This is a genomic window from Candidatus Symbiopectobacterium sp. 'North America' (genome assembly GCF_015762685.1).
In the GTDB taxonomy this organism is placed as follows: domain Bacteria; phylum Pseudomonadota; class Gammaproteobacteria; order Enterobacterales; family Enterobacteriaceae; genus Symbiopectobacterium.
The window spans coordinates 33,960-49,398 of sequence record NZ_PEHF01000004.1; the positions used below are offsets into that span (position 1 = coordinate 33,960).

General features: G+C 47.5%; 13 protein-coding genes and 2 pseudogenes. All 15 read right to left on the reverse strand.

The window, feature by feature from the left end:
* Positions 1-4: 4 nt before the first annotated feature.
* The 15 genes and pseudogenes from CS369_RS01475 to CS369_RS01550 all read right to left on the reverse strand — a co-directional run bounded on the left by CS369_RS01475 (position 5) and on the right by CS369_RS01550 (position 14,683).
* On the reverse strand, positions 5-574 hold the full coding sequence (locus tag CS369_RS01475) for an NTP transferase domain-containing protein (RefSeq protein ID WP_196905719.1): 570 nt from the start codon (positions 572-574) through the stop codon (positions 5-7).
* Positions 575-593: 19 nt separating this feature from the next.
* Complete coding sequence (locus CS369_RS01480; RefSeq protein WP_196905720.1) at positions 594-1,052, reverse strand: (2Fe-2S)-binding protein; 459 nt, start codon at positions 1,050-1,052, stop codon at positions 594-596.
* Positions 1,053-1,055: 3 nt separating this feature from the next.
* Positions 1,056-4,239: pseudogene (locus CS369_RS01485) on the reverse strand (molybdopterin cofactor-binding domain-containing protein).
* Positions 4,240-4,271: 32 nt separating this feature from the next.
* Complete coding sequence (locus tag CS369_RS01490; protein ID WP_196905721.1) at positions 4,272-5,225, reverse strand: N-carbamoyl-D-amino-acid hydrolase; 954 nt, start codon at positions 5,223-5,225, stop codon at positions 4,272-4,274.
* A gap of 30 nt (positions 5,226-5,255) precedes the next feature.
* The gene (locus CS369_RS01495; protein WP_196905722.1) at positions 5,256-6,467 is read right to left on the reverse strand and encodes a Zn-dependent hydrolase; all 1,212 of its coding nucleotides are present in this window, start codon (positions 6,465-6,467) and stop codon (positions 5,256-5,258) included.
* 34 nt (positions 6,468-6,501) lie between these two features.
* Positions 6,502-7,131 carry an ABC transporter permease gene (locus CS369_RS01500; protein ID WP_244664703.1) on the reverse strand — a complete coding sequence of 210 codons (630 nt, stop codon included), beginning with the start codon at positions 7,129-7,131 and terminating at the stop codon, positions 6,502-6,504.
* Between the two features lie 136 nt (positions 7,132-7,267).
* A pseudogene (locus tag CS369_RS22820) lies at positions 7,268-8,047 on the reverse strand (ABC transporter ATP-binding protein).
* Between the two features lie 35 nt (positions 8,048-8,082).
* Positions 8,083-9,120 carry an ABC transporter substrate-binding protein gene (locus tag CS369_RS01515; protein WP_196905726.1) on the reverse strand — a complete coding sequence of 346 codons (1,038 nt, stop codon included), beginning with the start codon at positions 9,118-9,120 and terminating at the stop codon, positions 8,083-8,085.
* Positions 9,121-9,168: 48 nt separating this feature from the next.
* Positions 9,169-9,450 carry a hypothetical protein gene (locus tag CS369_RS01520; RefSeq protein WP_196905727.1) on the reverse strand — a complete coding sequence of 94 codons (282 nt, stop codon included), beginning with the start codon at positions 9,448-9,450 and terminating at the stop codon, positions 9,169-9,171.
* Positions 9,410-10,096: a MurR/RpiR family transcriptional regulator gene (locus CS369_RS01525; protein ID WP_196905728.1), complete on the reverse strand. Its 687-nt coding sequence runs from the start codon at positions 10,094-10,096 to the stop codon at positions 9,410-9,412. The genes CS369_RS01520 and CS369_RS01525 overlap by 41 nt, the downstream gene beginning before the upstream one ends.
* 1,017 nt (positions 10,097-11,113) lie before the next feature.
* Positions 11,114-11,503, reverse strand: a complete 390-nt coding sequence (locus CS369_RS01530; protein ID WP_196905729.1) for a hypothetical protein — start codon at positions 11,501-11,503, stop codon at positions 11,114-11,116.
* Positions 11,504-12,256: a hypothetical protein gene (locus CS369_RS01535; RefSeq protein ID WP_196905730.1), complete on the reverse strand. Its 753-nt coding sequence runs from the start codon at positions 12,254-12,256 to the stop codon at positions 11,504-11,506. It lies immediately after the preceding gene.
* Positions 12,257-12,712: 456 nt separating this feature from the next.
* On the reverse strand, positions 12,713-12,967 hold the full coding sequence (locus CS369_RS01540; RefSeq protein ID WP_196905731.1) for a hypothetical protein: 255 nt from the start codon (positions 12,965-12,967) through the stop codon (positions 12,713-12,715).
* A gap of 71 nt (positions 12,968-13,038) precedes the next feature.
* On the reverse strand, positions 13,039-13,632 hold the full coding sequence (locus CS369_RS01545) for a hypothetical protein (protein ID WP_196905732.1): 594 nt from the start codon (positions 13,630-13,632) through the stop codon (positions 13,039-13,041).
* 355 nt (positions 13,633-13,987) lie between these two features.
* Positions 13,988-14,683 (reverse strand): hypothetical protein, encoded by a 696-nt coding sequence (locus tag CS369_RS01550; RefSeq protein WP_210769472.1) that lies wholly within the window; start codon positions 14,681-14,683, stop codon positions 13,988-13,990.
* Between the last annotated feature and the right edge of the window lie 756 nt (positions 14,684-15,439).

Sequence of the window (15,439 nt, forward strand, 5' to 3'; positions counted from 1 at the left end):
AGCGCTAACGCCGCCGGAGCAGTTGCTGGTATTGTTCCGGCGTATCCATATCCCAATGAATCGCGCCATCCGATACTGGCACCCGCCGTTGGCCGTGACAGGCAATCAGCGTTTTCATCGAGGTTTGGTTATCCGCCGCCAGCACTGCATCACGCATGGCGGGTGGCAGCAATACCGGATGCCCTTTCCCTTGAGCGTATTCAGGAATCAGACAGGTCGCATCGCGCTGTTGCCACAGCGTGCGATAAACCGCGCTACTGACAGCAGGCATATCCCCCAACGCCAGAAAGAAATGTCCGCCGCCGAGCGCCGCTGCACCACAGCGAATGGAGGAGAACATCCCCTCGGTAAAATCTTCGTTGTGGCACAGCATAATGCGCCCATGGTCGCCGTAGCGCCAGTTCAGCTCGGCACCGCGAAAACCGGTCACCAGCACTACGCGATCGCAAAAGGAGAGCGCCGCCCCCAGCGCGCTGTCAAGCACCGTTCCCTCCCCCCAGGGCAGCATCATTTTCCACTGTCCCATGTGGCTGGAGAGTCCGGCCGCCAGCATCAGACAGACTTTCTCACTCATGCTGCCAGCTCCACAAGCATCACTGTGCCAACACCGCTTTGATTGAGGTGATAATCGGCTGATAGCCCGTACAACGGCATAGGTACCCCTCCAGCGCCTCGCGAATCTCTTCATCATTCGGCTGAGGGTTGGCATCCAGCAAGGCTTTGGCGCTGATCAACACGCCGGGCGTACAAAAGCCACACTGCACGCCACCGTGGCGAATGAAGGCATTTTGCAGTTTTACGCCGACAGGGTCCTGATGCAGCGCCTCCACCGTGGTGATTTCAGCGCCATCACACTGTACAACCAGCAACAGACAAGAGCACACCGCACGCCCGTTCATGATGACCGAGCAGGCACCGCACTCACCGACGGAACAGCCTTCTTTGGTGCCGGTCAACCGACGATCTTCACGCAGGTAATCCAGCAGGCGCGTATTGTCATTCACCGTGGCCCGCACCCGAATGCCGTTAATTTTCATTTCTACATCAATCATCTGTCACTCCTGCTGCGCCAGTTCTGTCATCACCTGACGGAACATGTCGAGATAAACCGGAATTTTGTAAGGTGCCGACCAACGACCACCAATCGCTTCGGTGACCAGGGTTTCCAATGCCGCTGTGGCATTATCAATCACCGCCGGTGTCGGCGCGTGCCCCAGCAGCGCCTGCTCGACTACCGTCAAGCGCTGTGGCTTGCCAAACACGGCCCCATCGACCAACCGGCACAGTTCGATGTTCCCGTGCGCGTCCAATCGAAACAGCGCGGTGAGGCTTTGGCGCGTGATATTCACGGCAGTACGCCGCCCCAGTTGCAGATAAAACGGGTGCAGCACGCCCGCCGGAGGCGGCAGTAGGGTAATGCGGGTGAGTAATTCACCGGGTTGTAACTGGGTGCGATAGCCGCCGGTGATAAAGGACTCAAGTGGGACACGGCGACATTCACTGGCAGTGCGCAACTCCACCTCAGCACCATAGACCATCAGCGGCGGAACAGAATCCGCACAGGGTGCGGCATTGACGATATTGCCCCCAACGGTCGCCCGGTTGCGCAGTTGCAGCGAGCCAACGGTGCGACAAGCTGTCACCAGCAGCGGGTAATTGCGCTGCAACCGTTCATCGCTAACCAGATTGGTAAAGCAGGTGCCTGCACCGATAGCAAGGGCGTCGCCTTCAGCATGGATTCCGCGTAATTCGCCCAAGCCGGAAATATTCACCAGCCGCACCGGCGTGGTTTTTAAACGTGCCTGCACCAGCACATCGGTGCCGCCAGCCAGCACCTGCGCGCCGGGTTGTGCCAACAGCGTCAGCGCCTGATCCAGGCTGGCGGGCTGGCTAACCTCAAGGGTATTGAGACGCAGCACCTGCTTATGTTCACCGTCATGGGCTTGCACTTCACTCTGGCGCACCGGTTTTTTCAGGTTGTAGCCCAGCCGTACCTGTTCCAACGTCAACGGCAGCGTGCGATTCCAACGGCCAATGGCGAAACTGACCGCATTGTTGAGCGCGACACCGCCCAGTTCCAGCACCGGTTCACCAATCACTTTGGCTCCGTAAGGCCCGGCCTTATCGTGGTTTTCCACCGCAATCACGTTAATGTTGGGGATATCGCGAATCGTCGGCAACAGGTAGGTGTCGAAGTTCTCTGATTTCACTTCCCCGTTTTCGATATTGAAATCTTCCAGCATGCCGTAGCCGATCATCCCTTGCACCACGCCGCCGTATACCTGCCCTTCAAACCCCACGCGGCTCACTACCTCGCCCACGTCGTGTACCGCCGTGATATCCAACAGCGTGATTTTTCCGGTACGGGTATCCACCGCAACATCCGCCACCTGGCATCCGTATACCCAGGTAAAATAGGGGCTGCCGCAGCCTTTTTCCTCATCCCAGTGAATGGAGGGTGCGACATGCCAGCCATACGCGGAAAGATTGGCACCGGTCGCCTTGGTGAGCGTCACCACCTGAGCGAAATCCATGCAACGCACCAGGTTGGCACGGTTAAACACCTTGCCATCACACCACATCAGATCGTCCACGCCACTTGTACCCAGTTGCACGGCAACGGCATCCGCCATGCGCTGTTTGATCTTGCTGGCGGCATTGAGCACCGCTTGCCCGCCCATCAGCGTGCCGCGCGAGGCAACGGTCGAGCCGCCGTCCGCAATCATCGCGGTCGCCGGATCGGTAAACGTTATCCATGAGAGCGGCAGGCCGAAGGCTTCCGCCGCAATCATCGACATAGTAGTTTGCAGTCCTTGACCACTCTCGGAAACTGCCGTGGAGATATTGACGCTGCCATCGGCATTGACCTGAATCAGCGCGGATGACGCATCCAACCCTTCCTCACCGAGCGAACATCCACGGTGGCTTAACGCCAGACCGATGCCGTATTTGATCGGCCCGCCCTGCGCATTCAATTGCTGATAGCGTTCGCGTTTCGCCATAAATTCGACGCTGTTAGCCGCTTTCGCCAGCACCTCCTCGGCAGATACCGTGTGTTCGCTGAACACCTGCCCCGCCATGCTGGTATCCCCTTGTTGCAGGATATTACGTTTACGCAGTTCAAGCGGTGACAGGCCAAACGCCGCCGCCACTTCATCCATCAGCGACTCGTTCGCCAGAATCACTTGCGGCGCACCAAAACCGCGAAACGCCGAGGTGTAGTTGTTATTGGTGTATACCCCAGTAACATCAACGCGCACGTTAGGAATGCGGTACGGCCCCGCCGCCTGCACCGAACTGCGCCAGGTGACAAACGGCGTTTGCCCGGCGTAGCTGCCGTCATCCGCCAGTACCTCAATCTTGATGGCTTGAATATGCGCCTCGTCATCCAGACCGATTTTGTATTTCATCTTGTACGGGTGGCGTTTATAGCTCTCCCGCATCGATTGCTCACGGTTGTAGGTAAATTTGACCGGCCTGCCGGTTAAGTGACACAACAGCGCCGCACGGCACGCCAGATGGTCGATAATGTCATCTTTGCCGCCAAACGAGCCGCCAACGATCGCGCGCTTGCGGCAAACCGAGGTACTTAGCCACAAAACCACGCACGCGGTGCGCATTCTGTACCGACCCTGACAGCGTGATGATCTGCTCGTTATCATCGATCCAGGCAATGATCGACTCCGGTTCAATCTAGGCGTGCTCCTGATACCCCACCTCATATTCCCGCTCGAAAATATGGCTGGAGGCCGCGAACCCTGCGTCAATGTCGCCTTTGATGGTATGGTGGTGATTGATCACATTGCTGGCGCTGCCTGGGTGAATCAGCTGTGCATCCGATTTTAGCGCGTCTTCTACGCGAGTGATTGGCTCAAACGGCGTGTAGCGCACGCTGATTTTATCCGCAGCCTGACAGGCCGCTTCATAACTTTCAGCCGCAATCACATCGCCGAGAAACGCAATATTCTCATTCACCAGCGGCGGATAATCGGCCATCACCACGCCGATGTGGCTTTCGCCGGGTACATCTCGCCAGGTGGCGATTTTCACCACGCCCGGCACCTGTAATGCGGCGTCGAGATCAATTTCTTCCACCCGCCCCGCTGCGATATCTGCATAGCGGCACACGCCGTACAACATGTCTTTCAGGACAATATCATCACCGTACACCGCGCTGCCCTTGACCTTGGTTAAGCCATCCACGCGCGGCACTTCATGGCCTACCACTTGCATTTCCATCACGTCTTTCTCTTCTGCTGCCATGATTAACCTCATTGGTGACGCGGACTGCCATCAGCCAGCAATGCCTCGCCCTTGAACGCAGTAATCGGACCGTAGGCGTTGGGCTGGCGATGCACATCAAAGTTGAACGTTGCACGTTTGTAGATCTGGCAGAAATCGAGATCGCAATGGGCTATCGCCACTTCATCGCCTTTGGTCACACAGCTGGCGACCACTTCACCCGATGGCGCAATGATGCAGCTCCCGCCAATGTGTTCGACGCCCTCTTCCGTTCCCGCTTTCGCCACACCCACCACCCAGGTGCCATTCTGATAAGCGCCAGCCTGCATAGAGAGTTGGTTATGAAACAGTGACAGATCGTCATGCTCTGGCGCGGGCGCATTGTGCACCGGCGTGTTGTAGCCGATCAGCACCATTTCCACACCTTGCAGCCCCATCACGCGATAGGTTTCACACCAGCGACGGTCATTACAAATCGCCATGCCGACCCGGCCGCCAAAAGCGTTAAACACAGAGAATTCCGTTCCCGGCGTAAAATAGCGCTTCTCCAGATGCTGAAACGCACGCCATGGTTCGTGCTCCCGGTGCCCCGGCAAGTGCACTTTGTGGTATTTGCCGACGATAACGCCGTTTTTATCCACCAATATTGAGGTGTTAAACCGCCGTTTTTCCCCCTGTTCTATGCTCAGTTCGGCGTATCCCAGACAAAAGCCCACTTGCAATTCACGCGCCAAATCGAACAGCGGCTGCGTCTCGGCACCCGGCATCGCCGCCTTACGCCAGCTATCCAGTTGGGACTCATCTTCGATATACCAACGTGGAAAAAACGTGGTGAGCGCCAACTCGGGATACACGATCAGGTCCGCACCCAGTTGCTGCGCCTCGCGTATCAGGTTCATCAAGCGTGCCACCACGGCAGCACGGGAATCTTCTTTATTGACCGGCCCTAACTGGCCGATAGCGACATTGACATAACGCGCCATGTGATTTTTCTCCTGTAAACGCATCGGGTATCAGGCGCGATCGGCGCGCTGTACGACGGCACCCAGCAGAACGTTCACGCCCGCGATCAAATCCTGTGGTGCCGTAAATTCGTTAATGTTGTGGCTTAACCCCGCCACGCTGGGCACGAAGATCATTCCGGCCGGACACATGGCGGCCATGATTTGCGCATCATGCCCGGCACCGCTAGGCATGCGGCGCGACGGTAAGCCACGCAGACGCGCCTGCGCGGCAACCAGTTCGACCACCTCCAGCGCAAAGGGCGTCGGCTCAAAACGCGCCAGCATGTTGCGTGACACGGTTATCCCTTCTTCGTACGCCGCCTGTTCGGCCAGACGCAATGCCTCTGCATCGGTATTGCGTAAATCCACGGTCAAAGTCACGGTATCGGGGATCACATTGACCAAATTCGGCGTGAACACCAGATGCCCGACGGTGGCAACCTGGTCGCCACCCAACTCTTGCGCCAGTTGGCGGGCAAAGACGCCGATCCGTGCGGTGACGTAACCAGCATCGTGACGTAAACGCATCGGCGTGGTGCCCGCATGGTTCGACACGCCCTGCAAGTGGAATTCGGTCCAGGAAATCCCCTGCACGCCTTCCACCACCCCAATCGCCAGCCCTTCTTCGTCCAGCACTGGGCCTTGCTCGATATGCAGTTCGAAATAGCTGTCCACCCGGTTATGCCCCACCGATGCAGGGCCGTCATAACCGATTTGTCGCAGCGCATCACCTACGGTCACGCCATCGATACCGCGGGTTGCCAGCGCGGTCTCCAGCGCCAGCCCGCCCTGAAACACCAGGCTGCCCATCATGTCGGGTTGAAAACGTGAACCTTCTTCATTGGTGAAAAACGCTACCGCAACGGGACGACGCAGCCGCATACCGGCATCTTTCAATGTGGCAATCACTTCCAGCCCGGAGAGCACGCAGTAGTTACCGTCATACAGCCCGCCGGTTGCCAAGGTATCGATATGCGATCCCATCATCACTGGCGGCATATTGGTTAATCCGTGGTAGACACCCACGGTATTACCGATGGCATCCACCGTAACGTTGAGTCCTAACGCCTGCATGCGCGCCACTGCCCAATCGCGCCCCTCTCGGTCTTCATCACTGAGCGCCAATCGACACACACCGCCCTGCGGCAATGCGCCTATCGCGCCCAGTTCATACAGCGACGCCATCAGGCGTTCGCCGTTAATGCGTAACTCACTTGTCATGACATAACCTTTTTTATAGTGCTGCCGAGCGGCATCAACGATGCGCCCAGTGCGTCATCCGCTTTTCAATGAAGGCGAAGATTTCATACATCACCACCTCTATTGCGCCGATAACGATCAACCCCGCAAACACCAACGCCATATTCATGTCGGAGCTGGCCGACATCATCAGATAGCCAATACCCAGATTGGAGGCCACGGTTTCCGAAATCACCGATCCGACAAACGCCAGCGTGATTGCCACTTTTAACGAGGCAAAGAAGTAAGGCAGCGATCGGGGCAACCCCACCTTTTTCAAAATGTCGAAACGGGATGCCCCCAGTGAACGCAGCACATCCTCCATTTCAGGCTCTACCGTCGCGAGCCCGGTCGCGACGTTGACTACGACCGGGAAAAAAGAGATGAGAAAAGCGGTGGCAATGGCCGGAATGGTGCCGATGCCAAACCACACCACCAGTACCTGCACAAAAGCCACTTTGGGAATCGAGTTGAACCCGACCAGCAGCGGATAGACCGCTTTGTAAACCAGCGAGGAAGCACCGACTGCAACCCCCTGCACCAGGCCGACCAGGACCGCCAACACAAAACCCGCCAGCGTGGTGTAGAGCGTTTGTAGCGAGTGCGCGGCGATGGGCCGCCAGTCCGCGACCAACGAACGGAACACATCGCTCAATGACGGAAACAGCTAGGTCGGCACATCCAGCCCCACCACAATCACCTGCCAGAGAACGCCCAAGCAGGACCAGTGCCCAGGGGGCTATCTTGATTAACACATGGCGAGATATCACGACGGGCCTCCGTTAGGCATGATGTTGTGAAGAGATGTGCTCGCGCAGTTCAAATACATAGCGAGAAAACGCATCGGTGTAGGTCACCTGAAGATCTCGCGGACGAGGAAGTTCTATCTCCCGGCGCGCGATAATCCTTCCTGGTCTGGCACTTATCACGTAGACGGTATCCGCCAGAAACAAGGCTTCACGCAGATCGTGCGTTACCAACACCACCGTAAACGGCGCTTCCTGCCACAGATCGCGCAACATGCACCACAGCTCTTCACGAGTGAACGCATCCAGTGCGCCGAACGGTTCATCCAGCATCAGCAAGCGCGGTTTGTGGATCAGCGCGCGACAAATCGAGGCGCGTTGCTGCATGCCACCGGACAATTCCCACGGGAATTTATCTTCATACCCTTCCAGGCCAACGCGCTTTAGCAAGGCTCGCGCCTGCTCTTCATACTCGTGCCCTTTTTTACGCCGCGTAGAGCGCTAAGGCTCCACGATCTCCATCGGCAGCATGACGTTTTGTAGCGTGGTACGCCAAGGCAGTAAGTTAGAGGCCTGAAACGCCATGCCGACGCATTTCTGCGGCCCCACCACTTCGCGTTTATTGACGAAAACGTAGCCCTCACTCGGCGAGAGCAGACCCGAGGTCAACTTCATGAATGTCGATTTACCATAGCCGGAAGGTCCTACCAGCGCCACGAGCTCATTTTCATTGATACTGAAATTAATGTCCTTTATGGCCAGCTGTTTGCTGTTGCTGTACGCCAGACTAACATTCTCGAACTTAACGAAACTCATTGATCACCACCTGAAATCATGCTGCCTGACAGAAATTACCGCACGGTACGATCGGCGGATGCCGGTAACAGCGCACTGGTAAACAACGCATCCGTTTTCGGCGTCTCTTTCAAATCGAACGCGGCCACCACATCGCTGATGGAGTTACTCAAGCGCTGGGGATCCACACTGCCCAGACCGTTTTTCTTGGTTTCTGGCGTTACCACCAACTGATCAAACGCCAGTTGCAGGCGGCGGGTTTCCAGCGGCAAATCGATCAGTGAATCCGGTTCCTTCACAAACTTGGTGGCGCTGACGGGATCGGCGAGGGTTTCCTGCACCGCCTTATTAAAGGCACGCAAAAAGGCTTTGATGGTATCGTGGTGTTTTTCCAGCATCTCTTTGCTGGCGATGATGGTGTTGCCATAGAGATCGACACCATATTGCGCATACGGGAAGATCGTCAGGTCATCCGCTTTGGCACCGCGCGCTTCAAGATTCAGCAGGTTGGTAAAATAGAAGCCGGAAATGGCATCGAAGTTTTTACGCACCAACAGGTTGGCGGTAACGGTGGGGTCAGCCGATTGCCAGGTAACGGCATCTTTGCTCAACCTCACTTTCTTCGCGAAGGCCGGCCAGGCTTTGCGTGCTGCGTCGAAGACCGGAGTCGCAATGGTTTTCCCTTTCAAGTCTGCTGGCATTTTTACCCTGGCGCTTTTCAGCAAAAATACCGCGGCAGGCGTAGCGTTATACAGCATATAAACGCCTTTAATGCCAGTGTCTGGATGCTGGGATTCTTTTTCAATCAATGCGTTGAAATCGGCAAAGGCCATATCATAGGCACCGGTCGCCACGCGGGTCACAGCACCTGCTGAGCCGTTGCCGGAGTCGATCTGTACGTCCAGCCCTTCCTGAGCGAAATAGCCTTTAGCCTTGGCCATTAAAAACGAAGCGGAGGGCCCTTCAAAGCGCCAGTCGAGAAAGAATTTTACTTTGACAGGATCTGCCGCATAGGCGGATGACGCCAGAACAGATAAAGACAGTAGCGCCGTACAACCCAATTTGTGCAGTGTTGCGAATCTGGATGTCAACATCACGAATGTCCTCAATATAGTGAAAGTCAGTGTGTACCCGAATTAACTCTAGTTTTTGTCGTCCGCCGATGAGAGCGGAGCACGTTGATACAGGTCGCCAATCTGCTGATGAATATCTTCCATGCGTTGCATGCGTTGGCTTGCCTTCTCGGAACAGCAGGTCGCCAACTCATTGCCAATAAAATTGACCATGCTGATGGCGGCGGTGTAGGAATCGAAAATATCGCTGTGTTTTGCGGCGCATGGGATAGCCACATAGGCCAGCGCGCAGACATCAGACACAGGGGTATTACTGAGTACCACAATGCGGGTGCCATAGTTTTTCGCCACACGCACCAGGTGTAACAGCAGTTGGATCTGGCGGGGGGAAATCCACCACGAACAGCACATCTGTCTCGCGAATGTCTGCCAGCACGTCAGCAAATTTCGCTGCCGGATCATTTACTAGTTGCACATCACTCAACACATGCGAGAACAGCGACTGGGCATAAAACGCGGGGGCATAGCTATTGCGGAACCCTAACACCCAAACACGCCGTGCATCACGCATCAGTTGTACCGCTTTTTCCAGCTCTTCGGGCATGCTGTCGCGTTGCATGCCAACCAGGTTTTCGCGTTCACGTTCAATATGCCTATCGAGTCGTTCACGCACCGTGGTTGGGTGAGCCGTACGCTGTGCCAAATTGGTGAGCGGGGAATAGCCCATTGGCTCAATACCGCGACATTTCACGCGAAACTGATTGAAATCCTGAAAACCAAGGCGACGAAACACCCGAGCCGCCGTCGATTTAGAGACGCCCGCCAGTCGTGATAATTCCGTTGCGCTATAGCTTGCCAATTGATGTTTATGATCCAGAATGACATCGACCAGCTTCTTCTCTGCCGGAGACAACGCGCCATAGATAAGGCGGATGGCAGTGTGAAGCTCAGCCAGTAAGTTGGTGTGTTCTTTTGGTGCTGTTAGCGCGTTATTCATCCTGACCTCAGTCTGTGTGGTACGTACGTTTCGGAGTGTGAGATGAAACATGCCTGGCACATCTGTTTTATGAAAACACACACAAAGAAACTCCTGTGCCAAACACTAAACAAGAGACGCGCCAAAACTATAATAAATTAGTGGGTAATTTAATTTTATATAAAAATCAAATTTTTAACTAACATTCTTGATAAAATTAAAAAAGGTGAAAATGCTTAAAAGAACGGTAAACAGCGGTCGTGGTGCAAATTTTCTGTTCATTACACCAAAAAGAGGCTAAACATCGCGAACACAGCGATGAGACTCATTCGTTTTGAGACATCGATTCCGATCAGTTATCCAGATAATAATAGCCCTAATAAGAGAGACTCCATGCTATTAATCACTAAATAACGAACACAGGTGGGCACGCATGCAATGTGAAAAAGGGTAAGGGTAAGGGTAAACCTTGCCAAGACAGAGTTTCTAGGCGCCATGCTCGTACCAGGAAATGTGTCAATAAGAAGTAAATCAATACAACGTTACAAGGTCATTGATAATCACCGTGATGGTATCTGGGTTGTTAACTAATATGAGTGCAAGCAGATAATCATCGTATTGAAATAAAAGACTAAGAGCCTCTGGTTTAAGCAATGAGTTTAGTTCAAAATTCTGATAGACAGGATTGCTCATAAAATAGAGAGTACACATATTAATAAATGCGTCATTGACTCCCCAACCTCGTCGGAGCGCTATCTCGGTTCTTATGAGGGTATTCTCTATCATGTCATACTTCCCATCATCAATTGAGTTATGATAAAAATAGTCCTCTGGAGTGCCAAGTGCGTGAACAGACTCATGACACATAATGTTAGATAAGCTTGTTATTTTTTTGAAGCTCTCTGTTCTTTTCTCATGCAGTCATTGTACTGCGACTGTTCAATGAGAGAGAATCCGTTTTAATATATATTCTATCTAGCGGGTCATGAATGTATGAAAATCCAACGATACTGTCTTTTTCGCTTGAGTATTTTTCATCTAAAGAAATACTTTTTCCTTCATTACTAAAATTATATTAGATTTATCACTCGCATCAAAAACGGCTTCCATTCGCTTCAACTTACTCAATAATCTTTTAATAAATAAATTACGCGCACCATAGCAAGAGATTCTCAATTTAGATGAAAAATAATCATAAATCAAAGCATTCTCTTCTTTAATTAAATTATAAACAATACCGATATTCCCCTTGGTTCTTTTAAATGCACCTTTAAAAACGTCCATAATATAAGAATGTTGTGAATTTTCTTCAAGCGAAACCTTACTTTTAAAAAGATAATCATCCTTATGCATTTCAATATAATGATCGCTGTGTTTTATTGAAGTGATCACTTTTTTTTCATTAAGAGAAAAAAGTAACTCCACCAATCACAAATTATTATTTCCATTCACCTTTTTTTGAATGTCTTCTAAAACTTTAAAATTAGCATTTATAGGTTCACGTAATACCTGACTTTCACTCCATCGCAAAAGAGCTTTATTTTTCTCAGCATCAAAATTAAATATCATATCCATTGCTTCTAATGGAGTGGTAACAATTGATTTTTTGGTATCAAAATCTTTAACAATGCTCACCTCCGTAACTAATATATTATTATTTATGCTGTTATCTTCATTTTTTCCATAAATTTTTAAAAAAACAGAAATCATATTATCATTATTTTTTTCTTCCCTGGCATGAAAAAAACCACCGTCCTGCGACAAGTAATAAATCCCTTCAGCGGAATATTTATCTTTATAAAAACCGTTAGTATCCTTATAAGGCTCAAGATGCTCGCTAAGATCATCGAAATTAATACCGTGTTCAGCGTTTCGTCTAAGAAGTGTAGTCATATCCTTTGACTCATAAAAGCTTGCAGAACATAACGAAAATAACTGTCGTTTTGCTATACAATTATAACTCCGTATTTTAAAGGTTTGTGATCGATAGTCATCATTATTTTCATTAGGCATATAATAATAAACATTGCTTTTAATGTTTTTATACGCTCTTAATGTGCTTTTGTCGCCTAATAAAAAAGTATCATCATTATTACTAATTATCTTTATAAGATTATTATCAAAAACAATGAAATCAATTTCATCAATAAATGTAGCACCATAAATTTCAGAAGCCTTCACAACATGCTTACTCTTTAATTCATCCTCATTAATAAAAATCCGCATCCTCTTCAAGCAAATTACTTTCAATCATCTTTTTTACAACAGAACTATCGAGGTAAGATTTTTCATCTTCATTAATACTATTAAATACACCAACTTTTTTTTGTAAAAATGATACATATCATCAAATATATCATAACCACACCGATATTTATCACTATTCAACTCTACAGGAAGAATATCACACTCACCCTCAATATAGCTTGATAAATAAATACCTCTCTTCAAAGAATAATAATCATCATTAATTTTTATGTATTGATTTCCATTTTTATCAAGCTGAACTTTATTTGAAAGGCGTATAGGTGTAACATCATCATGAATGATGTTTTTACTGATTAATTTTGATTTAACCTTCTCATCAACATTAATAAAATCAACAAGTTCATAACTTACATGCGATGTTTTTTTACTTTAAAAAAACCACGCACCACCTATATTAATCAATGGTGTATAAGCATTATCATGATATGCAACATAACGATACATATTATCTCTCACATGTATTTCAAACACATCATAAAGCTTGCCTTCAACAAGCACTTTCATTATATTATTGCGTTTAATAAAAGTACCATCCGCATATAATTCCAGAGAATTATTCTTAATAATAACCACATTTGGCCCACTCAATTTATATCCATGATTTTTTCTAAAGCATTTTGCCACTCAAATGTATAACTTTCATCACGACTAATATACCAATAATTTTTTGAATCATAACACAACGTTTTTTGACTTTATTCATCAACAAAATTATTGTATCCATCATCAATAAAAACAATTTTTCTTGGGTTTTCAGTATAAATCGTTAATTTATTATTTTGGTATTTTAAATCTTTAATCATCGTCATAATTTCTTCACCCGCATTCGCTGAGTCCATGTCTTTAATTTGCTTTGTTGACAGGGATGAGACAATATCTTTTGTTAAGTTTAAGATATATCCATTGATTTCGCTGACAGAATCCAAAGATAATTCTTTATTTTCAATAGAATCGGCTATCATGCTGATAACAGATGCGGCAATCAATGAAACTAAACGCCCTCGGTTATAATGGAGAATCCATGACATAAGATCATCTAAACACCCAGTCACCATTTCTATAAGACCTTGCATTTCAGGAGAAATAGGAGCAGGAAATCCGCTATCTTCTATACTATATTCATAAAGAATCCGGGTTTCTTTGATGAGGCTAAGCAACGGTGATTTAATCGTTTCAGATATCGTTCTTAATACATCGACCAATGTTAAATAATCTCTTTCCTTCTGGCACAAGGTCAGATTTACTACTTTAACATCATCTTTTTCAGACTCAGGGGTAGCAGTAGTCACATTCCTTGTTTCAAGTACAGAGTTTCTTACTACAGAGTAAAAATAAATGTTATCTTCTTCTAATAATTTACCATTAATGCCATTTTCATGAAGATATAGAGGGTTATTATATGGTTCACTTTTTTATTGGAATAAATATCTCTTATCATTAACAGTTGGTTTATATCTATTATGCCTAAATCCAACGCCTTCATCTCATCCAAAATGGAAAGTAATGATTCGATAAAAGCAACGCCATAAATAAAAGAGACCTGACTTAAACTATTAATTTTATTTTCATAAAGGTATTGTAACATTAAACCAACACAGGCTAAAATCAGCTTTACGTCTTTTTCTACTCCTTCACTTATATTTTTTATTTCAAGAAAATCTTTAGCTTTATGACAACCCCCCCCTTAAATTCTTCTCTGATCCTCCAATCAATATCATTGTTGTTTATAATATTACTAATTATCTCTGATGCATTAACCTGATGTTCATATGAGGAGGGTATTGATCTTGTTATTCTTTTATGGTCTATAAATAATACGAATTGATATAAATCATTGATATGATGCAATGATAAATTTTCAATGACTACAATCTTTTTTAAATATTCATGTTGTGATAAGGTCACATCATCACATGGTATATTATAAAATGATCTATCATTTTTATATAGTTTCAATAGCAGTATATCACTAGCATTTCCTATATCTCTAATTGGGGAGTCATTCAATAAATCAAGGCCTTTATCAATTGATAAACAGAGTTGATTATCTTTATGATAACTGCTTTCCCCTATTTTCCATAAAGATATAATACTAGTCACTGAAACAATGAGTCCCAATATTCTTTTAAGCATTCTATGTTTTGATACTTTCTTTGTTTTATCGTCATTATTATTTCTTATTAAATGAGGCATGCTGAGTAATATTTTATTATCATATTCTTTCGTGACAAGATGCTTATTGCACTCATTCAAACCTTGCTCATTATTGATGGTTATTATCTCATTGATTAAAGAAAAATTATCTTTTTGCTGAGTATGATTTAAAGTATCATCGTACAAGAAAGTATCATGATATTGATATTCAAAATCAGACGTTATCGGCATTTATAACCTCAGAAGTATTTATTTAAAAAGGCGCCATGTAAATACGACATAGAACCAACATGAATGTATTAAATAACTATTCAACAGCATATATAATGATGTATTATAATTACTTATCCAAGCCAATGTAAAAAAACAACACCCATCAAGAAAAAACCATATATTCCAAAGGAATATTGGTAATATCTCTTTATTAAATGATTATGAATATCTGATCATCACATGCCACACTTATAATATATTCCTTATGATCCGCCATCAAATGATAATAAACTTCATTGTATGTACACTACAGGAATTAACGAATCCAATAATACGTAAAAAAAACCGTAAACTATATCACTTTACGATTATATATACTCATTATTATTTCAGAGAGATCAAAATGAAACTCATTATATTAATACTTATACTCAATTGTAGAGAATATAACAAATTAGTATATTTATAGAAGTTGACTATATTTAGTAGCCTCTGCGGTTATCACCGGAAAAAAGACGACGCCTATTATTAATTACTCGTCGACAAGAAATAAAAATGAACCCCTAGTAAAGCTTATCGCCTGACATCAGGGATCAATTCGCCACACTCGGCACAATGAGACAGGCAGTCGCCAGAAGGCAGTTCACTACAGACTATCGCAACAGTGTAAGCACACAGGTTTTAGTTCCACGCACTTTTTGAGATTTCCGGGTTTTCAGCCATCAGCCG